This is a genomic window from Lysinibacillus sp. NPDC059133, from assembly GCF_042755925.1.
GTDB lineage: Bacteria > Bacillota > Bacilli > Bacillales_A > Planococcaceae > Lysinibacillus.
On record NZ_JBHZDH010000001.1, the window covers coordinates 1 to 23685 of the forward strand.

19 protein-coding genes and 1 pseudogene are annotated in these 23685 nt (G+C 37.9%); 12 read left to right on the forward strand and 8 right to left on the reverse strand.

From position 1 onward, the window contains the following. Positions 1 to 291: 291 nt before the first annotated feature. The 3 genes from ACFXN8_RS00005 (at position 292) to ACFXN8_RS00015 (ending at position 3080) form a co-directional block, all read left to right on the forward strand. Complete coding sequence (locus ACFXN8_RS00005; protein WP_386841789.1) at positions 292 to 516, forward strand: transcriptional regulator SplA domain-containing protein; 225 nt, start codon at positions 292 to 294, stop codon at positions 514 to 516. Between the two features lie 283 nt (positions 517 to 799). After that, positions 800 to 1729: an arginine deiminase family protein gene (locus tag ACFXN8_RS00010; RefSeq protein ID WP_386841790.1), complete on the forward strand. Its 930-nt coding sequence runs from the start codon at positions 800 to 802 to the stop codon at positions 1727 to 1729. Between the two features lie 25 nt (positions 1730 to 1754). Next, entirely contained in the window at positions 1755 to 3080 is a 1326-nt protein-coding gene (locus tag ACFXN8_RS00015) for an amino acid permease (protein ID WP_386841791.1), read from the forward strand. 132 nt (positions 3081 to 3212) lie between these two features. On the opposite strand, the gene ACFXN8_RS00020 is transcribed toward ACFXN8_RS00015, so the two are convergent. Together ACFXN8_RS00020 and ACFXN8_RS00025 are read right to left on the reverse strand one after the other, a co-directional pair. Next, entirely contained in the window at positions 3213 to 3986 is a 774-nt protein-coding gene (locus tag ACFXN8_RS00020) for a YqcI/YcgG family protein (RefSeq protein WP_376073388.1), read from the reverse strand. Between the two features lie 759 nt (positions 3987 to 4745). Beyond that, positions 4746 to 5183 carry a MarR family winged helix-turn-helix transcriptional regulator gene (locus ACFXN8_RS00025; protein WP_386841792.1) on the reverse strand — a complete coding sequence of 146 codons (438 nt, stop codon included), beginning with the start codon at positions 5181 to 5183 and terminating at the stop codon, positions 4746 to 4748. Between the two features lie 121 nt (positions 5184 to 5304). Between ACFXN8_RS00025 and ACFXN8_RS00030 the strand changes: the two genes are divergently transcribed. Continuing rightward, complete coding sequence (locus ACFXN8_RS00030) at positions 5305 to 5892, forward strand: NAD(P)H-dependent oxidoreductase (protein WP_386841793.1); 588 nt, start codon at positions 5305 to 5307, stop codon at positions 5890 to 5892. Positions 5893 to 6168: 276 nt separating this feature from the next. Here ACFXN8_RS00030 and ACFXN8_RS00035 read toward each other — a convergent pair whose 3' ends face one another. Genes ACFXN8_RS00035 through ACFXN8_RS00045 form a run of 3 tightly spaced genes read right to left on the reverse strand, consistent with a single transcriptional unit; the run spans position 6169 to position 9682 of the window. Continuing rightward, the gene (locus tag ACFXN8_RS00035; protein ID WP_386841794.1) at positions 6169 to 7236 is read right to left on the reverse strand and encodes a HAMP domain-containing sensor histidine kinase; all 1068 of its coding nucleotides are present in this window, start codon (positions 7234 to 7236) and stop codon (positions 6169 to 6171) included. Next, positions 7233 to 7910, reverse strand: coding sequence for a response regulator transcription factor (locus ACFXN8_RS00040; protein WP_386841795.1), 678 nt, complete (start codon positions 7908 to 7910; stop codon positions 7233 to 7235). The genes ACFXN8_RS00035 and ACFXN8_RS00040 overlap by 4 nt, the downstream gene beginning before the upstream one ends. Positions 7911 to 7927: 17 nt before the next feature. Further along, positions 7928 to 9682 carry an ABC transporter ATP-binding protein gene (locus ACFXN8_RS00045; protein ID WP_386841796.1) on the reverse strand — a complete coding sequence of 585 codons (1755 nt, stop codon included), beginning with the start codon at positions 9680 to 9682 and terminating at the stop codon, positions 7928 to 7930. A gap of 354 nt (positions 9683 to 10036) precedes the next feature. Between ACFXN8_RS00045 and ACFXN8_RS00050 the strand changes: the two are divergent. Beyond that, positions 10037 to 10318 (forward strand): annotated as a pseudogene (locus ACFXN8_RS00050) (MarR family winged helix-turn-helix transcriptional regulator); the annotation flags it as partial. A gap of 374 nt (positions 10319 to 10692) precedes the next feature. Continuing rightward, the gene (locus ACFXN8_RS00055) at positions 10693 to 11955 is read left to right on the forward strand and encodes an MFS transporter (RefSeq protein ID WP_386841797.1); all 1263 of its coding nucleotides are present in this window, start codon (positions 10693 to 10695) and stop codon (positions 11953 to 11955) included. Positions 11956 to 12134: 179 nt separating this feature from the next. On the opposite strand, the gene ACFXN8_RS00060 is transcribed toward ACFXN8_RS00055, so the two are convergent. Continuing rightward, on the reverse strand, positions 12135 to 14249 hold the full coding sequence (locus tag ACFXN8_RS00060) for a multicopper oxidase family protein (protein WP_386841798.1): 2115 nt from the start codon (positions 14247 to 14249) through the stop codon (positions 12135 to 12137). Between the two features lie 574 nt (positions 14250 to 14823). Here ACFXN8_RS00060 and ACFXN8_RS00065 point away from each other — a divergent pair. From ACFXN8_RS00065 to ACFXN8_RS00090, 6 genes are all read left to right on the forward strand, one after another. Continuing rightward, positions 14824 to 15306, forward strand: coding sequence for a cell wall elongation regulator TseB-like domain-containing protein (locus ACFXN8_RS00065; protein ID WP_386841799.1), 483 nt, complete (start codon positions 14824 to 14826; stop codon positions 15304 to 15306). A 16-nt stretch (positions 15307 to 15322) separates the two neighbouring features. After that, positions 15323 to 16516: a pyridoxal phosphate-dependent aminotransferase gene (locus ACFXN8_RS00070; protein WP_386841800.1), complete on the forward strand. Its 1194-nt coding sequence runs from the start codon at positions 15323 to 15325 to the stop codon at positions 16514 to 16516. A gap of 28 nt (positions 16517 to 16544) precedes the next feature. After that, positions 16545 to 17840, forward strand: a complete 1296-nt coding sequence (gene asnS, locus ACFXN8_RS00075; protein ID WP_386841801.1) for an asparagine--tRNA ligase — start codon at positions 16545 to 16547, stop codon at positions 17838 to 17840. A gap of 96 nt (positions 17841 to 17936) precedes the next feature. Next, a complete protein-coding gene (locus tag ACFXN8_RS00080; protein WP_376073372.1) occupies positions 17937 to 18665 on the forward strand; it encodes a DnaD domain-containing protein in 729 nt (242 codons plus the stop codon). A gap of 12 nt (positions 18666 to 18677) precedes the next feature. After that, entirely contained in the window at positions 18678 to 19340 is a 663-nt protein-coding gene (nth, locus tag ACFXN8_RS00085) for an endonuclease III (RefSeq protein WP_386841802.1), read from the forward strand. Continuing rightward, on the forward strand, positions 19337 to 19651 hold the full coding sequence (locus tag ACFXN8_RS00090; protein ID WP_376073368.1) for a YpoC family protein: 315 nt from the start codon (positions 19337 to 19339) through the stop codon (positions 19649 to 19651). The genes nth and ACFXN8_RS00090 overlap by 4 nt, the downstream gene beginning before the upstream one ends. A gap of 372 nt (positions 19652 to 20023) precedes the next feature. Here ACFXN8_RS00090 and ACFXN8_RS00095 read toward each other — a convergent pair whose 3' ends face one another. Next, on the reverse strand, positions 20024 to 22729 hold the full coding sequence (locus tag ACFXN8_RS00095) for a PBP1A family penicillin-binding protein (RefSeq protein WP_386841803.1): 2706 nt from the start codon (positions 22727 to 22729) through the stop codon (positions 20024 to 20026). Continuing rightward, a complete protein-coding gene (gene recU / locus ACFXN8_RS00100) occupies positions 22726 to 23376 on the reverse strand; it encodes a Holliday junction resolvase RecU (RefSeq protein ID WP_386841804.1) in 651 nt (216 codons plus the stop codon). Before recU ends, ACFXN8_RS00095 begins: the two co-directional genes overlap by 4 nt. Between the last annotated feature and the right edge of the window lie 309 nt (positions 23377 to 23685).

The window sequence follows — 23685 nt, forward strand, 5'->3', positions numbered from 1 at the left end:
CAAAGATGTTGTACACAGGACATGGCAACACCATCTGTGGAGAGCTTTGTAACGCTTCTCTTAAGTATATAAGAACCCCACTGCTTTAGCTGTGGGAGTAGTCAGATAAATTAATATATATTCTAATTGAGACGTTTTATGATACGAGCGTTGGTAGGGGGGAATATTTCTAATGCCATCATGGATTTTTAACTTCTTTCAGCGGATTAAATATCTACACGAAAATCAAAAATTAATTATAATTTACTTCTTCTAACACCAAACTAATGGAAATCAGAGGAAGGTGATGGAATGAAGCAGCAATATAGTGTAGGGGATATTGTTTATATTTTTTATCGTCATCCATATGTTCAGGAAGTAGTGAACATACAGGAAGCGGCAGTAGTGAACAATCCGGATTATCCAAAGGAGCTAGCGCTATTTCTATTTGAGACGTATTATCCGTTAACAAACGATATGTTAATATTTACAAGCGAAATGGATGCTGAGCAAGCTTATCATCAGTATTTTCATTGATAAAAGTTATGAAATGGAATTATTTTGTCGCGAGAGAAGACTAGTTATGATTAATAAGTTTTCTCTCTAAATCTTAATACGTCTCTTTTTTCAGTATTTACTGCGCTTTTTCCTAATTCCATCAAAGTCCTCCTCAACTTCCATCGTATCTCTTTTGCAACAATACCTCATTCTTATCATTTGAAATGGATACCATTAGTTCTGCTACCTATTTTGTCTGTATAATCCTAGTTTTGATGGTAACGCTAAGCTGAGATAGTCATGAAGAAGGGGAGATTACATTATGGACTCATTCCAAGCAAGTTGTTGGTCAGAGCATGAAGAGCTTAAGGTTGTTATGCTTTGTGCACCTACAATATTAGATGTAACAGATTCAACAATAGCTGAAAATGTAGGGTGGAGTGCTACTGTCAATCACGTAAAAGCAATGGAGAATTTCATGGAATTAAAGACAACGCTAGAAAATGCGGGTGTCAAGGTTATTGACTATTCGAAAGAGCTAACAAATGATGAGAAAACAGTAAGTGAGCAGCTTATAAATAGGTACTTTGTACGCGATCTAGCCTGTGTTTTAGGAAATAGTATGTTCCTTGGAGAAGCGGGCAGCTCGCTAAGGCGTCCGGAGTATCCACATGCGCACTCATTATTAGAAAAGTGGTTTCCAGAAAAATTAAATAAGCAACCTTCTACTGCTTTAGAATGTGGAGATGTGATGATCCTAAATAAGGATGCTGTGCTTATTAATATTGGCATGAGAACAACATTAGAGGCTGTGGAAAGTATCAAGGATCGTATTTTCCAAGAAGGATTTTCGGAAATTGCGATTATTGATTTGCCGAGACGCTCCGATACACTTCATTTAGATATGAATTGTAATGTGGCGAACGCTAATCTAGTAATAGCTAAAAACTTTATGCGTTATTTTCCTGTACATGTGTTCACAGCTCAAACAAATCGTTTTGCAATGACCGAGCAATTTTTAAATCGCCATGGCTTTGACGTTTATTGGCTTGAAAAATATAATACAATCCCTGATATCAATTTTATTAATCTTAATCCCGAAACACTGTTAATTAGTAAGCAAGCCACGAAGGAACAATGGACGAAGCATCCGCTATTGCAAAAAAAGAATTTGATAGAAATTGAAGTCTCAGAGCTTGAAAAAGGCGGTGGTGGCATTCGTTGCATGACATTGCCGTTGTTAAGAAAGTAGCAAAAAGGCAGGAGGGTTGATCAAAATGACATCTAAAACAAGTAAAGGGAGGTTGTCTTGGTGGCAGCTTTCGCTTCTAGGTATAGGTTGTACATTAGGAACAGGATTTTTTCTCGGGACGAGTATGGCCATTCATAAAAGTGGTCCTGCTGTTTTAATTCCTTTTTTGTTAGCTGCGATTGCTACGTACATTGTCTATGATGCTCTTGTTAAGATGTCAGTTGACAATCCAGATAAGGGTTCATTCCGTACTTATGCAAAGCAAGCTTTTGGAAATTGGGCAGGATTTAGTAATGGATGGATTTATTTGATTTCTGAGATGCTCATTATGGGCAGCCAATTGACGGCGCTTGGTATTTTTACAAAGCTTTGGTTTCCTACACTTCCATTATGGGTTGCTGCATCTATTTATGCTGTACTTGGATTAGCCGTTATTCTTATGGGTATGAAGGGCTTTGAAAACTTTCAAAATATTTTTGGTGCGTTAAAGGCAGCGGCGGTTGTGATGTTTATTATAGTAGCGGCTATTTTAATAATAAAAGGATTTAATTCGGAATCCACTACACTCGCTGCACTGCATGCAAATTATGAAGAATTTTTCTCACAAGGTTTGAAAGGAATATGGCTTGGACTGCTATATGCCTTTTATGCATTTGGTGGAATTGAGGTTATGGGTTTAATGGTCATTGATTTAAAAAATCCTCAAGAAGCACCGAAAGCCGGAAAAGTGATGCTTATTGCTATAACTGTCATTTTTCTAATGGCTATTATGCTTGCCTTGGCGCTTGTTTCTTGGAAGGATTTTACTATTGAGGAAAGCCCATTTATAACAGCGCTTAACGGTTATCACATACCTTTTTTTGCAGACATTTTTAATGGCGTTTTAATTATTGCAGGATTTTCAACAATGGTAGCCTCTTTATATGCGGTCATAACGATTCTCATTACATTGGCAGAGGATCATGATGCTCCAACGGCTTTAGCTAAAAAAGGGAAGATGAAGGTCCCATTTCCTGCATTTCTCTTTTTAGCTAGTGGTTTAATCATCACTATTGTTATAGGCTTCCTCATGCCAGAAAAGATTTTTGAATATTTGGTTACAGCTGCAGGCTTAATGCTGATATATAACTGGCTCTTTATATTAGTGACCTATATGAAGCTAATGAAGTTGTCGAAGTGGGAGTATGTGAAGAATGGAATAGGGATGTTGCTCATTGTGGTGACGGTGTCTGGGACGTTAGGGGAAAAAACAAGCAGACTCGGTTTTTTCGTGAGCCTGCTTTTTATCATCATTATAGGAATAGCGACTTGGATTGTCATGAAAAGGCAAAAACACGGTAAGCATGTTTAACTTCTTTCAGCGGGTGTCCAAACATCCGCTGAAAGAAGTTAAAGCCTCCGGCGGATGTCACGGAATCGGAAAGGAGTTCTTTGTGCTAGCACAAAGCCGATACCGGACGCAATTATGCCGAGGCATAATTGATTATTGTTCTTTGTTCTGTGGAAAGTGCAGAGAATGTTGCATACGTAAAAAAGGACATTTCGATGGACTACTATTATCATCACTTAAAAAATACTGCTTCCATTCATAACTACCTTCTTGCCCGTACCATTTTAAATCAGGATGAGCAGAAATAGCATCATATTCGTTAATGCGTTGACGAATAAGTTTCTTTAATTTTCGACCAAAGACAGTAGAGTCGTTCATTTCTTCAAATATCCAACGTGGCTGAAATGCCATTAATAAAGTTGAAAAATTACGACTCTTACGCAATTCATGTGCGGGTGTTGCACAAGATACAAAATAAGGCTCACCGTTAAAACAAAATTCCCATTCATTGTGCGATGGATCGGTTGGAATTTCCTTTGGCCAATCGATATCATCAAATTTAGTTAAATTGTTTAAAACGAACCAAAATAAATTTCTATAATCTTCAACATCGAAATTTTTATGCATATCATTAGGGGTTTTGAAGAAAATGGTATGTGTTGTATATTTACCAAACGTTTTAGCGCACTTATCGTATTCCTTTAAGCAGAGTGCTAACGTCTTTATCGATTGCTCCTCTCGTGGATCTCCGATAAAACTATAGCGAAGCTCGTTCGATAAAAAACCTTTTCTAGCTGGAATACAGGGAAACGTATTTGCTTCATCTGCAACCATGGCAGCGAAGTCGGTATATGCTGACTGTTGCCATAATGGAAGTGTTTCAAAATGTTCTTCTATCCACTTCTTGTCTAACACGGCTACTTCCACTTATGTCTCCTCCTTCTATACATCTTTATACTATTAAAAAAAGTGTAAATGAGTGACGATGTATGGCATTAACGTTTTTTGAATTACGAAAATAAGGTAGTTACACTAAATAGGCTCATTACCATAAAGTGTGGTTGATTTCCGTTCCGACTGGGCGCTTTGTTGCTGACGCTTCGCTTTCGCACAGAGCAAAGCTTCCTGGGGGCGTCCGATGAGCCGCTTCGCTTCGCTGCAGGGTCTCGGGCCAACACGATGTTGGTCACGAAGGCGTTATCACAGGACGTGATGTTCTTAGCCTTCGTTCCTCTATCGCTAATCCCCGAGGAGTTGCCCAGTCTCCACTCCAATCAACTTATATGCATGACATACGTTTTAGCAAAATGTCATCCCTAAATTCCGATGGTGGATCAATTTATTAGAAATCATTTATATAGCTCATTACCATAAAGTGTGGTTGATTGCCGTTCCGACTGGGCGCTTTGTTGCTGACGCTTCGCTTTCGCACAGAGCAAAGCTTCCTGGGGGCATCCGATGAGCCGCTTCGCATTGTTGCAGGGTCTCGTGCCAACAGATGTTTTTTGTACGAAAGCGTAGTGATAAAGTAGCGACAGCGACACGATGTTGGTCACGAAGGCGTTATCATTTTCATAGCTAGTCTAGGAGAGAAATACCCAGGTGTGGAACGCTTCTATGTCAATTTGATAAATAATGAAAGAACCTGCAATGCTTGTCTTATCGTGAAAAGCATGCAGGTTCTTTTTATAATTTTGGATTAAAGACCTTTTCGTCAAGAATGTTTAATGCATGATGAATGTCCTCTAAATCTTCTTTAGATGCATGTTGGATAAGTTGTTGAAAGCGCTCTTCTATACAGGCGAATGCTTCTCCCATTATTTTTTCTCCATCCTCTGTAAGGCAAACATAGTGCTTTCTTCGATCTTCGGTATCACTAATTTTTTCAATAAACTTGCTTTCCTGTAGTTTTCGTAATTCTCGGCTTGTATTAGGTAAGGACATATGCTGGCAATCACTAATTTCAGTAGGTGTAACTGGCTGACTTACTTTTATATATTCTAGAATTTTATATTGTACTGGTGTAATATTATCGATTTTTACGTTTTGAGTTAGTTCGTGCGTTACTTGATGTACCGTTGTTGTAAAAGCTACGAACTGAATAAATAATTCTTTTTTGTCCAAATGGGTTCACCTCTTACTGACAAGATAACAAAAAACTTATCTTAAAACAATTATCATTTGACAACTAAAATAAGGTGATTTATTATTTTGTTATCAAATGATAAGTAATGGAGGATGCAAGATGAACACATTAATTATTTATACATATCCCAATCATAAAAGTTTGAATTATGCTTTTTTACAGGAGGCTATTAAGGGCTGTCATGACAATCCACTCATAAATGAGATTCAAGTAGTAGATTTATACGAGGAACAATTTAACCCAATTTTAGTATTTCATGAACATAAACGCCGTCGTGATATGTTTCGTGATCCGAAGTTAGAGAAATATCGTGAACAAATTAAGTGGGCTGATAAAATCGTTTTTGTTTATCCGATATGGTGGGGAAGACCACCAGCAATGCTTCTAGGGTATATTGATCAATTGTTTGCGGCCAATTTTGCTTATAAAGATAAAAAGGGACTATTTCCTGAGGGGCTACTAAAAGGAAAATCAGTAGTGTGTATTTCGACAATGAAGGGGCCAACAAAATATCCACTATTATGGCTAAATAATGCTCATAAAATATTAATGAAAAGAGCGTTATTTAATTATGTTGGCATTAAACAAGTGAAGTTTTTTGAATTTGGCAATATGGAAAGTAAGAAGGGGAGACAAAGTAGAAAACTTGAAAAAGTTTATCAATATTTTAGAAAAGTAGCTTACTAGTTCATCTGCCTAATAGACTCGTGCAGACGAAAAAAGAATCTGTTATTCGTTTGCACGAGTCTGATTTATCTTCATTCAGTAGAAGACTTCCACCTCTGAAGGCTGTGAAATGAATGCAGATGTATAAAGTTTCTTTTCAAGAGTGTCCAAACAACTACTGAATGAAGATAAAGCCTCCGGCGGATGTCACGGATTTTGAAAGGAATGAATTGTGCAGGCACAATTCAAAATCCGGACGCATTGTTTATCTGTGCGAAAGCGCAGCGACAGCAACAATTACGCCGAGGCGTAATTGATTTCTAGTGGCAGTGTTACAAAAAACGTTGTAAATTCAGCAGGCTTGCTTTCAACAGTAATGGTTCCGTTATGCATATCGATGATTTTCTTTACGATAGATAGTCCTAAACCACTTCCACCATTCTCAGCTGTCCTCGATTGGTCAGCCTTATAAAATCGTTCGAATACATGCTTTTGTTGTTCCGCCGTTAAACCAATACCATTATCATGAATGGCAATTGTGATTGTGTCCATTTGCTTCGTCATAGATATTGTTATAATGCCAGCAGCTGGCGAAAATTTAATGCTGTTGCTTAGTAAATTCATCCATACTTGATTCATTAAGTCCTCATCAGCCATTATCGAAATGTTTTCTAATTGCATATCCATGTCGATATTTTTAGCTAGCCAATTTGGTTCAAGCGTTAGTACGACATTGCGCAATTGCCTATCAAGTCGGTAATGACCTGGCTCGAAGGGGTGATGTTGTGATTCTAACGAAGTAAGCTTTAGTAAATTGTCACTAATTTTTGATAGTCGATTACTTTCCATCTCAATGATGGCTAAATAATGCTGTCGCTTATCCTCAGGGAGGTCCATGTTTTTTAATGCTTTAGCAAAGCCATTAATAGATGTTAGAGGTGACTGTATTTCATGAGACACATTCGAGATAAATTCTTGGCGCATTCTTTCTATTTCGCCTAATTCGACCGCCATATGGTTAATGCCATGTATTAATTGACCAAATTGATCTTCGTCATCTGCTTTAAGATCTAATTTGACAGTAAAATCACCTTTTGAAATCCGGCTTAATGCATCTACAATCGTATTCCAATAGTTCCGTTGTCTTTTTAGCCCAATTAAAAAGGTGATGATGACTGAGCAAGCAAAGAGAACAAAAACACCAACTACGGTCCATAATTGAAGCCAGAAACCTTGTGGATGTTTGCCTAACCAATCATAAAGCCAGGACGTTATGTGGTAGGAAATAAAAGCAAATACGATGCTAATGATAAGAAGAAGCATTAAAGTTAAAAAAAGCTTTAAAAAATTTTTAAGTCTTCTCATGAAACAAGTTCCAATCGATAGCCTAGGCCGCGAATTGTACGAATAGAAAATCCACTTGTTTCTTGAGGAAAACGTTGACGAAGTCTTTTAATGTGAACATCGACTGTACGTTCATCACCTTCATAGTCGTATCCCCAAATTTCTTCGATTAGCTGTTCACGTGAAAAAGTTTTTCCAGCATAGCTTGCTAACGTAAATAATAGTTCAAATTCCTTTAAACGAAGTGTTAAAGATTCACCGTTATACAAGACTTCATGTGTATTACGATTTAACTTAATATTGCCGGCTTCCACAAGTTGAGATAGGGAAATATGGTATCTTTTAAGTATTGATTTTACACGGACGATCAGCTCTGCAGGCTCAAATGGTTTAACAAGATAATCATCTGTTCCAAGATGAAAGCCCTTTACCTTTTGTGAGGTTTCTCCCTTTGCGGTTAGCATTAAGATTGGTAGATTATCATTAAATGAACGTATTTCTTCGCATAATTTCCAGCCGTCCATATTTGGCATCATAATGTCCATGATAATCATATCCACCTTATCAGAATCCAATTTGGACAGTGCATCCACACCGTCCGTAGCTTCAATTACCTCTAAACCTTCATTTTGTAAAAATACCTTAACTAATTCTCGAATATGCGCATCATCATCTACAACTAATAGTTTTGTCACGCTAACAAATCCCTTCGTTATTCCTCTTTAATACGTAATTGTTGCTTGGCAAACTCTCGATACATATCATGTGTCTCAAATAGAGTATCATGTGTGCCGCTGCCCGTAATATGTCCTTTCTCCACAAAAAGTATTTGATCGGCATCTACTACTGTAGAAAGGCGGTGTGCAATGACAAGCGTTGTTCTACCTTGCATTAAATTATCTAATGCTTTTTGAACATAGATTTCTGATTTACTATCTAGACTAGATGTTGCTTCATCTAGCATTAATATTTGAGGGTCGCGTAAAAGTGCTCTGGCGATAGAGATTCGTTGTCGTTGACCGCCAGAAAGCTTAATGCCTCGTTCTCCTACCTCTGTATCAAATTGGTCTGGTAGTTCATTGATAAATTGATCGGCATAGGCCATTTTGGCAACTCGCTCAAGCTCTTCATCCTGCACTTCTCTATTAATACCATAGCAAATATTTTCACGAATCGTACCAGACAGCAGTGCACTTTCCTGAGCAACATAGCCGATTTGACTTCTCCAAGAGTGTAAGGAGTACGTGTTGATAGGGGTTTCTCCAAGTGTAATACTTCCGTTAGTAGGCTGATAATATCTTTCTAACAGAGAAAATGTTGTTGTTTTCCCTCCGCCACTAGGTCCGACGATGGCCGTAACTTTACCTGGTTCAATGGTAAAATTAATATTCGATAAAATTAGGTCTTCTCCATATGCAAAGTCAACACTTTTTACATAAATAGGTTGATCCACTTTTTGTATTGTTTTTCCTTCAAAAATATCTTCTTCTTCATGCTCAAGTAATGCACTAATTCGCTCTGTAGCACCCATTGCTTTTTGAAGCTGTGTAAAGAACATTGTTAATTGGGTCATCGGCATGATGATCTGGATTAAATATAAAATAAATGCTACCATGTCTCCAGCTGTAAGCTCTCCTGAAGAAACTCGTACACCGCCATACCCAATAATGGCCACAAGGACTGACATTAAGACAAACGAAATGAGTGGCGAAATAAGAGCATGGATTTTAGCTTCTTTTAAGCCAAACGTAAAGAGGTTTGTAATGCCTTTCTTACCACGCTCATATTCTATACTTTCGGCATTTGACGCTTTTACTAATCGTGTTTCTGGTAAAACTTGATTTAACACGGACGTGAATTTTGCTGTCTCATCTTGCATTCCTTTTGAAATAACAAACATACGTCTTCCTAACACCATTAAAATAATCATAGCAAGCGGAACAGCAATCAGCATGACTAAGGTCATTTTCCAGTCTAAAATTAATAGAATAATGATTGACCCAATAATAGAAATAACACCTGATAAACAGTTGGCAAGGTGTTCCGTAATGAGCTCCTTGACAACAGCTGTGTCATTCGTAACACGACTTAATGTTTCACCTGTATCGTTCTCATCATAATAAGGAATTGGTAAATGAAGTAGCTTTCTCCATAGCTGATCTCGTAATGTCGCGACAACATGATGTCCAACACGATTTAAATAATAAATAGAAAGGCCACTTGCAATTGCCTGTGCGATAAAAGCAATGCCTAACAAAATAATTTGCCAATAATCAAGTGATGCTAATGAAAAACCATCGACTAATTTTTTTGTAAATAACGGTACGATAAAGCCTACACCTGTAGTTGCTAAACTCATGATTAATGCAATAATTAAAAGCGATACTGGTGGCTCAGCTTGTTTCACTAGGCGAACAAAACGTCGCCAATCCGTAAGTTTTGTCGTATCTTTTGATGCCTCCTGCAAAGTAAATCCTCCTTCAATTTCATCAACAATAAAATATGAATCTTTTATGTTACTAACTATAGCATGTCTTTATGAACTGAATATGAAATGGGTAAGAGATGATGATTGTGATTGAGATAAATTCAACCTATTCTAAATTTTTTAGTGGAAATTCAAACAAGTTCCTTTTTTTGGAGAAATATCATACAATATTATAAACCGACAGTCGGTCTATTGAAGAAGGGCGTTTTAGATTATACAGTGAAATTAATGTAAACTCCTCAGAAGATAAAATGTTGAGCGAGTCGCCTTCTTTAAACTGTATGCTGGATCTTTTTTAATCAGCTTGTCTACTCATACTAATGGTACAACTAACAGACTGCGAATAAGTTAATAAAGAGTCTTGTGAAAAAAGGATATGTCCAAACGATACCAAGTAAATTAGACAAAAGATCGAACAATGTCGAGATTACGGCAGAGGGAAAAATAGCATTAATTACTTGTTCGGAGAAGTCTACTTACTTTTTAGGAGACATCTTTAAAGACTTTACAACAGAGGAAATTGAAACATTGTGGACGCTATTGCAAAAACTCTATCGTTTTGACGGTGAAGAACTAGATGGGTATGAAGAAACGGTAAATATGGAGATGAAGAACGTCATGATTAAAGGAGATACATCATTTTTTTATCATCAAAAAGCAAAAGAGACTGAACAGAAGTTAAAAGAAAAAGTTTATCTTATGAATCGTAAAATAAAGAAATCTACGTATGACGTTAAGGGAAAATTTTATCGGAAATCAAAAATTAGTCGCACTGGAAATTATGTATCAATTATCGTGGGACTCTTGTTGCTAATAATGTTTTGGGGCGCGCAAATCGAGTGGCTCATTTTGTTAAGTATTATAAGTATCTTTAGTAATGTCCTTCTTGCGATATAAAAATAATTTATTTTCTTAGACATTGCAAATCGACATTTTCAAGAGTGTCATGATTGTTAGTTTAATAGTTCTAAAAGGAAGGGGTCTAATGAATGGAATCACAGATTAAAAGAAAAGGCTTTTCAAAAGATTTTAACCTGATGGTGATTGGGCAAATTATTTCTATTTTAGGATCTGCGCTTTTAAGGTTTGCCTTATCACTTTATGTACTAGATATTACAGGACGTGCAGATCTTTTTGCAGTACTATTTGCGATATCGAGCGTCCCAATTTTACTAGCACCGCTTGGAGGAGCAATTGCTGATAGGTTTAATCGACGCAATTTAATGGTGATTTTCGATTTTACGAGTAGCATAATTGTTTTTATTTTCTTTGTAATGCTAACTATTGGTAATAGCTCTGTTTTGCTTATTGGTGTTGTAATGGTACTACTTTCCTTTGTTAGTGCTATGTATGCTCCTGCAGTGATGGCCAGTATTCCAGTTCTTGTAGAAGAGGAAAAGCTTGAGCAAGCCAATGGAATTGTTAATGGTATTCAAGCATTGTCTAATGTAGCTGCTCCTGTATTAGGAGGAATACTATACGGTATGATTGGCTTAAAAGTGCTTGTCGTGGTGAGTTGTGTGTTCTTTTTCCTTTCTGCCATATTAGAGATGTTTATTCATATACCATTTATGCTACGAGAGCAGAGCGGACATATTATTCCGACGCTTGTCAATGATTTGAAAGAGGGCTTTAGCTATGTAGTGAAGCAATCTTTTGTATTCAAATGTATGATTTTAGCGGCATTATTAAATTTATTATTAACACCGCTGTTTGTCGTAGGGGTTCCGATTATTCTCCGTGTTACAATGCAAAGTAGTGATACATTATATGGAGTCGGGATGGGGTTAATTGATTTTGCTACAATTTTAGGAGCTTTATCTATGGGGTACTTTGCGAAAAAAATGGGTATCAATAATTTATATATTTGGATTTTCATCACCGCTTTATTGATTGTCCCAATGGCTCTAGCGGTCACGCCTGTGCTGCTTAAAATTGGCTATTATCCATCCTATACTTTATTTGTTGTTAGCGCACTTTTAATCGCTATGATTATGACGATCATCTCTATTTACGTTATTACAGTTGTACAAAAAGAAACACCTAATGAAAACTTAGGGAAGGTCATGGCTATTATCATTGCTGTTTCACAATGTATGGCACCAATTGGGCAAATATTGTATGGCTTATTATTTGAAGCATTTAGTGTTAAAGTCTACGTTCCTATTTTAATGATTAGTATCGCCATGGTAGTGATGGCAATTGCAACAAAGAGGATTTTACGATTTGAAAAGAGCCAGGCAGCTAAATGATTCACTTTTATTGTTAGTTATACAAAACAAATAGATAATGACCACTATTTCCGTTATCGGCGGGCGATCTACTTCTACTTATCGTACCTATAATTTATAAAGCGCGAGAAATCAACGTTCTAAAATTGATTTCTCGCGCTTATTAAGATTTTGACTAGTTTTGTCCCAGCCTCTTAATATTAGTACCATCTTCTCCGACGCCTAGTAGCTATTCTTTGTCGTGGAGGTTGAAACTCAGTAGACGGGAAGATTGGCTGAGGAATACTTTCAATATCAGTTACTTTATGCTCTAAGCGTTCTACATTAGAAAAAGTGATAGGCTGAGTAGTGTTCAAGAGCGGTGCAGATAGCTGATTATATTCCACATTGTCTTCTAAATAAGCTGTATCAGGAGAGCGAGTAATGTTTTGGGTACTAGTTAAGAGAGGAATAGTTTGCGGATTATAGTCTATTTCGTCTTCTAAATAAGTTGTTTCAGTAGAGTGAGTAATGTTTTGAGTACTAGTTAAGAGGGGAATAGTTTGCGGAATGTAGTCTATTTCTTCTTCTAATTTAGCTGTTTGTAAGGGTGAAGCATAAGAATATTCTATTTTTTCTTCTGTTGTAGTGATGTATTGAGTATTGTTCAAGAGTGGTACGGTGTGCTCATTATTACCTGTAACAATAGTCGGGTCTTCGTGATGCTGTTCTGGCGAATGCTCTATTTCCTGGTGCTGGATTTCAGCATGTGGCTCTTGCACGGGGTGAACGTCCTTCATAACGAGTATTGGTCGCATCATGTCATGATCTTCATGTTCTAGGAAATGACAATGCCACATATAATGGCCGACATGATCTTTCCAATGCATAATAATTTTCGTCACTTTCCCTGCTTCCGCTTTTACAGTATCTTTCCAACCTTGCTCATAGTTATGTGGTTTTTCAGGGGGACCTGTAAATTCCAGTCTACCTTCATTTTGATATAGCTCCATATCGAAAGGGCGTCGTTCTAGTATTTTAAATTGAATTAAATGTAGATGAATAGGGTGATCAAACTGTGTGGCATTCATAAAATTCCATATTTCTATACTATCAAGTGCAGGCTTTTCAGTAGCAGGGTCATGATACATACGATTATTTAATAATAACATTGGCCGACCAAAATCATCTGTCGTAGCCGTTAATGGTAAGTGTCTCTCGATATGTGCATCGTGTGAGTGTAAATCCATTGATACTGCGAGTCTTTCTGGTATTTCACTAGTATCCTCACACTTTAGAGGAAGACATACGTTAAACTGCATGATTACTCTTGTATGTTCATCGATGATATCTTCATCAGAATTGATTAACGTTATTTCCTGACCTTCCCATGATGAAAAATCGACAATAACATCTGTTCGTTCTGCCGGCAATAACTCTACAGATTGAATTTCTTGAGGAGCTGTTAAAAAGCCTCCGTCTGTTCCGATTTGTATCATAGGCTCATCGTTTGAAAGGCTAATGACATAACCTCTTCTATTGGAGCCATTGAGAAAACGAAATCTATATTTACGAGGCTCGACATTTAAATAAGGCCAGACCTTCCCGTTTACAACGATGGTATTACCAACAAAGCCAGGTGTAATAGATGGATGAACGGGAACTGGGAATGGTGGTTCATCAGGATAGAAAAGTGAGCCGTCTTCATTAAACGATTTATCTTGAATTAAGATAGGGTACTCATAGTCACCATAAGGTAGGTTAGAACGCTCCTCAAGTGAATCCCGAAGTAAATAAAAACCGGCTAATCCCGCATACACATTTAAACGAGTTAGTGCCATTGCATGATCATGGTACCATAGTGTTGTGCCGGGTTGATGATTAGTATATTCGTGTATTTCATTATTGAACTTTGGGCCTGTTTGCGCATAATCTCTTGTATACCATGCTTCGGGATGACCGTCACTCTCCCAATCGACATTTGCGCCATGTAAATGTGTAACAGTTCTTACTTCCTGCGAATCGTTTGCCGCATGAAGTGTAAAATCGACTGGTAAAAAGTGCTTTGAGGGCAATTGGTTTTTATATCGAACATAAATGCTTTTGTCTTTTTTAGCTTCAATAGTTGGTCCGGGATAAAGCCCGTTATAGCCCCATATAATTGATTTTGGGAAATCTTTATGGAAACAATGCTCTGCTTGCATCATTTTAAGCTCATAATAATCTTTTCTTTGTTGGCCCTTATAGTATTTTGGTTTAACGGTAACCGGTTTTGGCAGCTCATCCACAAATTTTGGTATTGTTGCTGGATCTGTAGGATTAACTTCTTTAGTCAAAACATCACGTCCCTTTTTCAATTCTTAAAAATTGCTAATTACCTCATCATATGGGTAAAAACACTGGGCAACAAGGACAATAATGGAGAAAATTGTGCGAATGAAAAATATCGACATTTAATCATATGCAGGAGTTCGATATTCAAAGCAAAACAGGGGTGTTTGAGCAATTACAAATTGAGCAAGTAGATTGTTGGTGGTACCGGGCAAACCAGGACAGTCGTACGAACTGTGTTATATGTGAATGATCGTTAGTTTTTAGCGGAAATTTTACTTCCTATTCGCAATTGTGAATAGGGATTTTTACATTGAAAGGGTTAACATTTTTAAGGGCTAAACCAAAAAGAAAAAAATTACTACTCGAATCATTTGAAAACGTTATTCTATCAACGTACAATATATGAAATTAAGAGACACGACAGCACAAAATTGTTGTATAATGTTGTGGTATGAGGAAAGAAAGCAGGTTGACAAAAATGGAAAGCAAAATGAATGTATACGCAGTTATAAACATACAAAAGCATCAGGCATTTGGGTTAAAGAATATGCTAGATGTGAAACATAAGGTGAATATATGAAAAACTGGTTGATTTTCATTTCTGTCTTTATGGTTTCGTTGTCACTTGTCATTAGTATTTTAGTATTCTGGAAAGCCGAGGCTCCATTCCATTCAATTGAAGATCAGGCTGAACAGTTGGCACTTGATGCCAAAGCCCTCGCAATTGTCTCGGAGTCCTACACATATAATGGCAAACATTCGTATGTCACTGTGTTCGGGGTAGATGAATATGGTGATAAAAAAGCTGTCTTCGTTCCGACGAATCTAAAAGCTGATTCAATTAAGGAAGTATTATTAAAAGATGGTATTACGGAGAAGGAAGCATTATCGGTTTTAAAAAAGGAAGGAAATGTACAAAAAGTCCTCAATGTGAAATTAGGCTATGAGGAGCCAGGGGCTGTTTGGGAAATAGCATACCTAAACGATCACGATAAGCTCAACTATGTCTATATTATGTTTAAGGACGGCGACTGGTGGAAGCGCATTACGAATTTATAAGAGGAGTAGATCCCGTATGAAAAATTTATTAGCAAACCGTGTAAAAACTTTAACACCATCTTCAACTTTAGCCATTACTGCGAAAGCGAAGGAGTTAAAAGAGCAAGGTATTGATGTTATTGGCCTTGGCGCTGGTGAACCTGATTTCAACACGCCACAAAATATTTTAAATGCTGCCATTGATTCGATGGAAAAAGGGTTAACAAAATATACACCTGCTGGCGGTCTTCCGGTACTTAAGCAAGCCATTATCGATAAACTTCAACGCGACAACAATCTTACATACAAGCCGAATGAAGTAATTGTAGGTGTTGGAGCAAAACATATTCTTTACACTTTATTCCAAGTTATTTTAAACGAGGGCGATGAAGTTATTATTCCAATTCCTTATTGGGTATCTTATCCGGAGCAAGTAAAATTAGCGGGCGGTGTTCCAGTTTATGTGGAAGGCACACGTGAGCAAGGCTATAAAATTACTGCAGATCAATTAAGAGCTGCTGTGACAGATAAAACAAAAGCAGTTATCATTAACTCTCCTAGCAACCCATCAGGTATGATTTATTCTCGCGATGAGATTGCTGAAATTGCTGCTGTTGCAGAAGAAAAAGATATTTTAATCGTGTCAGATGAAATTTATGAGAAGCTTGTATACAATGGTATTAAGCATTTTTCAATTGCACAGCTATCTGATGCAGTGAAAGCACGTACAATCGTTGTAAATGGTGTTGCAAAATCTCACTCTATGACAGGTTGGCGTATCGGGTATGCTGCAGGGGATGCGGACATTATTAAACCAATGACTGACCTTGCATCACACTCTACATCGAACGCAACAACAACTGCACAATATGCAACAGTGGAAGCCTATAATGGCCCACAAGACACGGTTGAAGAAATGCGTCAAGCATTCGAATCTCGTCTTGAAAAAATCTATCCACAGTTAAGTGCAATTCCTGGCTTCAATGTATTAAAACCACAGGGTGCATTCTACTTATTACCAGATGTCGCAGAAGCTATGGCTCATACTGGCTATGATTCTGTAGATGCATTCGCTGCGGATATTTTAACAGAAGCAAACGTAGCAGTGATCCCAGGTTCTGGCTTTGGAGCACCAACTACAATGCGATTATCTTATGCTACATCTTTAGACTTATTAGAAGAGGCAGTCCGTCGAATTGATACATTTGTAAAATCAAAATGGCAAGACTAATCCTTTTAACCAACTTTGGAGGATTTATATGAAAAAAATTATGGTTCAAGATATGCCAAAGCATATCGGCGAAACAATCAAGCTAGGTGCTTGGTTATCTAACAAACGATCAAGTGGTAAAATTGCCTTTTTACAACTACGTGATGGTTCTGGCTTTGTACAGGGCGTTGTTGTAAAAGAAGAAGTAGGCGAAGAAATTTTTGCAATTGCAAAAGGTATGTCCCAAGAAACTTCTATGTACATTACAGGAGAGGTTAAAGCAGATGAGCGTTCAAGCTTTGGTTGTGAGCTTGTTGTAACTGGTATTGAAGTGCTTCACGCTGCAACTGATTTTCCGATTACGCCAAAAGAACACGGTCCTGAGTTTTTAATGGATAACCGTCACTTATGGCTACGTTCTCGTAAGCAACATGCGATCATGAAAATCCGTAACGAAATTATTCGTGCAACTTATGAGTTTCTTAACAACACTAGCTTTACAAAAATGGACCCGCCAATTTTAACTGGATCATCTCCTGAAGGTACTTCTGAGTTATTCCATACAAAATATTTTGATGAAGATGCATTCCTTTCTCAATCTGGTCAGCTTTATTTGGAAGCGGCTGCGATGGCTTTAGGTAAAGTGTTCTCATTCGGCCCAACATTCCGTGCTGAAAAATCTAAAACACGTCGTCACTTAATCGAGTTTTGGATGATTGAGCTGGAAATGGCGTTTGTTGAATTTGAAGAAAACTTAGAAATGCAAGAACAATACGTGGAGCATATCGTGCAATCAGTTCTGGCAAATTGCAAATTAGATTTAGAGCGTCTTGGCCGCGATACATCTAAACTTGAAAATATTAAAGCACCATTCCCTCGTATTTCTTATGACGATGCCATTAAATTATTACATGAACAAGGATTTGACGATATTGAATGGGGCGATGATTTCGGTGCACCACATGAAACAGCAATTGCTAATTCATATGACAAACCTGTGTTCATCACATGCTACCCAGTAGGCATTAAGCCGTTCTATATGCAACCACATCCTGACCGCGATGATGTAGTATTATGTGCAGATTTAATTGCACCAGAAGGTTATGGTGAAATAATTGGTGGTTCTGAGCGTATCCATGACTTTGATTTATTAAAATCTCGTCTTGAAGAACATCATTTATCTTTAGATGCTTATGCATGGTATTTAGAGTTACGTAAACAAGGCTCTGTGCCACATTCAGGCTTCGGTCTTGGATTAGAACGTACAGTAGCATGGATTTCTGGCACGGAGCATATTCGTGAAACAATTCCATTCCCACGTTTATTAAACCGCTTATACCCTTAAGCAATTTAGGTTTTGAAAGTGTAAAATCAAAAAAGTCGCGTAGTGATATGTCTACGCGGCTTTTCTACTTACGATGGAAAAGGAGTCAAGTATAATATGAGCGCAAATAATAATCGACTCCGTACATGGACTGAGCAGAGAATGATTCAAATTCCTCAGCTTTTTTTTCAGTTTTATAAGGAGTTAAATATTGAGGATGATGAGGCACTTATTGTTATGCATTTACTTGCATTCAATATAGAGGGGAATGATTTTCCAACACCTAATGATCTAATGAACCGTCTAACAATGCCTAGCAATGACATTACTTCACGTCTACAGCGATTAATGCAAAAAGGTTTCCTAGAAATAACAAGCGACGTCGATGCAAGTGGCAAACTATATGAAAAATACTCGGTATACCCACTGTGGGAGCGTATTATGCAGATAATTGAAATGAAGGAACATCAAAAATCCGCAACATCACTTCGACAAGAAGAGGGGGAGGTTTTCCGATTATTTGAAGAGGAAATGGGGCGTCTTTTATCTCCTTTAGAGCTAGAAAAAATCGGATTTTGGTTAGATGAGGATAAGCACAGTCCGGCGCTTATTAAGGAGGCGCTTAAGGAGGCTGTGTTTGCTGGCAAGCTAAGTATTCGTTATATTGATCGAATATTACTGGAGTGGAAAAAGAAAAATATTACGACACCTCAGGCTGCACAGAAGCAAAGTGAGCAGTTCCGTGAAAAGCAAACCTTTAACAGACCGTCAAATCGTACAATGCAGCAAGAATCACAGTCGACAAATAAAGTACCGTTTTATAATTGGTTAGAAGAAAGAGAATAGGGGGCTTCCGACATGTTAATAAAAAAACAATGGGAGCATTGTCTAGCGGAAATGGACCGTATGTTCCCTGATGCACATTGTGAACTAGTGCATGACAATCCGTTTGAACTGACTATTGCCACGCTATTATCAGCACAATGTACGGATGTACTTGTAAACAAAGTAACGAAAACATTGTTTCAAAAATATAAAAAGCCTGAAGATTATTTAGCTGTATCCTTAGAGGAGCTACAACAGGATATTCGCTCCATCGGCTTGTATCGAAATAAGGCGAAGAACATTCAAGCATTATGTCAACGACTATTAGAGGAATACGGGGGCGAAATACCAGCAAGTCGTGAAGCACTAGTGACGTTGCCCGGTGTTGGTCGCAAGACGGCTAATGTCGTGTTGTCTGTAGCTTTTGATATTCCTGCACTTGCAGTGGATACACATGTAGAGCGCGTGTCTAAACGATTAGGGCTTTGTCGCTGGAAGGATTCAGTATTAGAAGTCGAGGAGACAATTATGAAAAAAACACCGATGGACAAGTGGTCGAAAACACATCATCAGCTAATTTTCTTCGGTCGTTATCATTGTAAAGCTCAAAACCCTAACTGTCTCACATGCCCTTTACTTGATGATTGTAGAGAAGGACAAAAGCGTTTGAAAAAAGGGCTGGTGAAGGAATCATGAATGTAGAGGCAATCGCAAAGGAAAAAGTGGATGCTTGGTTTGTAGAATGGACGGAACTAGAGGCCAAAATTCATGCAGCTCATGATGCAAGGAACGGTGAAGCAAAAGGATTGATGGAAGAGGCCATTTTATTGTTTGAGCGTTTAGTGCAAGAAGCAGGCGATGAAGTATTGCCCATTAACGGTGTAGAACGATTAATCTTTATAAAAGCAAAGCCTGGCCAATATGCTTGTTATCGTCAGCTCGATGAATTATTTAAGGAAACAAAAAAACGAGCAGCACGACTACGCTTGCAAGCTGCAAAAAAGTAATACAGACGGATAGATTTAGCAAATTGAAAGAGATAAAAAAGCAGAGTAGCGTTGAAAAATAGAATGGGCAATGAAATCTAATAACGCGCTCCTAAATTTTTGGGGCCGTAAAATCTCTAGACGACTCTCTCCATTGTGATTGAGTCGTCTTTTTTTGATAGAAATTGAAATTGTTCCGATAAAAGTTAAAATTGTTCCGATAAAATCAGATTATGTTCCGATAAATCTTCAAAGTATTCCGATAAAAATGAACATCGGAACAGAAATCACCCCCTTGTTTTGCAGAAGATTTAATATGACACTTTAATTTTATTGACATATAGTTCTTCAATAACAAAAAAGCAGAGTAGCGTTAAGCTACTCTGCTTTTTTTTATTCAGTACTACCAGTACCATCATCCGGTACGGTTGGTTCAGTTGGTGTTGTTGGTGGCTGGCTACCATTATTGTTGCCATTGTTTCCTGGCGGGGTACCGTTATTTCCAGTATTGCCACTGTTGCCATTCCCATCGCCATTGCCATTGCCATTACCGTTACCGTTCCCATTGTTGCCGGTATTGCCATTGTTATCATTTCCGTTACCATTGTGGTTATCGTTGTCCTCGGTAGAGCCATTTTGGTCCGGTTCCGTTGGTTCCTCAACATCAGGTTCCTCAGGAGTATCTGGCTCTTTATCTTCTTCAGCCGTACCTGTTACTTGGAAGGTAGTTGTACCTGGTTTACTGCGTGTACCATCTACAACTGCTACGACTGAAATCGTGTAGTTGCCATCTTCCAGCATGTTGCTAACTGTTAAACCTTTGCTTTCCGTTTTACCAAGAGAAATAGTCTCTCCACCTTCTTTTTTAGCGGATACTTCGAAAGTTGTTGGTAGCGGTTCATTTGAATCCGGATTAAGCATTGCATCATGCTCCCAAGAAATATTGATAGATTGACCTTCTAAATCTAGGCTTGCACTTACATTGTAAGGTGTAGAAAGCTCTGGTACAGCGTATTCATTTGAAACTTCATTAGGCTCAGAACCACGTACAAAAAGCTCTGTTCGACGTTTCTCACTTGGAGTAAAACTACTTGCTAATTTAAGTGGCTTTGATCCTACTTCAATTGTAGCTTCCACAACTGAGTTTGGCTTTTTGAAACGTGGTGTTTCAACGTTCTGCGAAATATCTTGCATAATTTGTTTAAATAAATGTTGTGGTAAACGACGCTCATCCCAAGTTGTAATTGGATCAAAGTGTTCTTCATAACCACTCCAAATAGCGATTGAATAGTTTGAAGTATACCCAGCAAACCATGAGTCCGGTACACTTGTATCCGGTAAATTATGTTTGCTAAAATCAGCAGCTGCGTAGTTTGTTGTACCTGTTTTACCTGCGATATCTAATCCAGGTACATTGGCAGCAGTACCTGATGCATCCGGCTTATTGCCGACAACGTCACGTAACATATCTGTCACCATGTAAGCTGTATAATCGCTCATTGCTACATTAGACTCTGGTGTGTAGTCTTTTGTTGTTTTACCGTCACGGTAAACGATTTTAGTAATTGCATAAGGATCAGTGTAAACACCATTATTCCCAAATGCTGCATAGGAAGCAGCCATTTGCGTAGGAGACATCGTAATATCTCCACCACCGATTGCATCAGATTCATAAACATTTTTAGAATTAATACCTAAACGACCAACAAATTCTTTAGCTTTATCAATACCAACTTCTTGTAATGCTTTAACAGCTGGAACGTTACGTGAAGCATATAAAGCTTTACGTGCTGTCATTGCACCCATATATTTATTATCCCAGTTTGTAATGTTTTGTTTCGAATTAGTGTAGGTCATAGGTTCGTCCACAATTGTTTGACCTGTTGACCATTTTAGATTTTCAATTGCTGGTCCATAATCTAGTAATGGTTTTATTGTTGAACCTGGTTGATGTTTTAAATCATAGGCATAGTTCCAACCGCGTTCAGCCCCGTAATTGCGTCCGCCACCGATTGCTTGAATTTGACCAGTTTTCGTATCAATGACAGACACACCCGATTGAATCTTTTCGGACGGGAAGTTACTGTCATCATTCATAATGTTTTCAACAATTTGCTGAGCATTCGGATCAAGTGTTGTGTAAACTTTAATTCCTTCCGCCATTGCAGAACCATCGCCGTTACTCTCTAGCTCATTAATAACGACATCAAGGAAGGCGTCGTATTTAGAGCCAGCAAATTTTTGACGTGTCGCATCGTCAGCTAGACCAGCTTGAACGTTTACTTTCTTTGCTTCCTCCATCTCGGCTTTTGTAATTTTTTTATGTTGATACATTAAACCTAGAACAGTATTACGGCGTTTTTCTGCAAGTTCAGGATTTTTTAATGGATTGTAAGCATTTGGGCGCTGTACTAAACCTGCAAGTAATGCTTCTTCATCTAAACTTAAATCTTTTAGTTCTTTCCCGTAGAAATATTGGGCTGCTGTTCCGAAGCCATAAACACGACCTGACATCAGCATTTTGTTAAAGTACATTTCAAAAATTTCTTCTTTTGAATATTTACGTTCTAATTGGTAGGCAAGCCAAGCTTCCTGTGCTTTACGTTTTAATTTTTTCTCATTTTGTAAAAATGAGTTTTTAACAACTTGCTGTGTTAATGTAGAGGCCCCTTGTGCTCCGAAGCCATCACGGAAGTTAGCGAGTATTGCCCCACCAAGGCGATAAAAATCCATACCACCGTGCTCGAAAAAGCGTGCATCTTCCGTTGCAAGGATTGCGTTAACCATATCCTTAGGTATATCTTCATATTTTACATATTTGCGGTTTTCTGCACCAATTGTGGCAAATAAATCACCGTTTTTATCATAAAACTCAGAAGAAACGGGGTCCTTCAGTAATCTTTCATCTAATTCAGGTGCGGTACTCGCGTAATAGGCGAATAACCCAGCACCACCAATAAAACATGCAGCCATAATTGCTACAAGTGTTAGCGTAATGCGCTTAAACCATTTTTTCTTCGATGGTTTCGGAGCGCTTTTTTTATTTTTTTGAGCGAGAGCTTTTTGATGCTCACCGCGTGTTGGACGACGTTCAGTCATTCTACTATCTCCTCACTTTCAGAACCATGACTTTGTGCTTCAATGAGCTGTTGGATAATCGGTAAATAATCGATACGTGGATAATAGCTTGTAGGAATTTCAAAAGCTTCCTTTTCTATAGTTGAAAAGGGGATCGATTTACGTTCACCGTTTTCCATCGCTAGCCAGGCCTTTTGTAAAACATCGTATGGCACGATAAAATATCGTTCAAAAGCCGAGAAACGAACGATAACAAATGCCACGCCATTGTGTTCCGTCACTTGCTGCATATGTGTCATTTGATGTAAGTGAATATTCTTTAGCGGAAAACTGGTCTTTGAAGCTGTTTCCTTTGCATCAAAATCAATATAATGCCCGTTCCAAACACCGTTGTAATCTGTTGTTGATGGTGTTCGAAAATAAGCCTCACGAATAACTGCAGCACTTCGTGATGGGTACTCTACTTTGACGATTTGCACGGGAACAGGTTTCTTATGAATGATAGCAAGTCGCCTTTTTACATAATAATCGTTTGCTTCATTAATTTCATCTTCTAGTGTTTTACCTCGATTACTAAAAGAAAAATCTTTTTCTTTCCCCTTTTTTACCGTTTTTTGAACAGCAGGATTAGGGGAATACAATTTCCCATTCGGATAACGAATTGTCATTTAGTTCACCCTCTATAATACTGCTATTATACAATAGTTTACCATGATTAAGTAGCAGTTCTCTACTTCCATTAATAGTATGATTGACGCTAGATTATTTATGGTTAAATTTACCGACGAATGACCGATCGTTGGGCAATTTTCGCCTCCTAAAGTCGAAAAATATCAAGTGATTTAACTCGTTCTTTCACGCGAATCGTCAAAATAACTGATGAAATTTCCAAGCGGATTTATAGAAAAAACGGTACTCCACGTTAGCGTCTCTACTTGATTGCTATTTTGAAGACTAGAAAATTTAATAGACGAGTT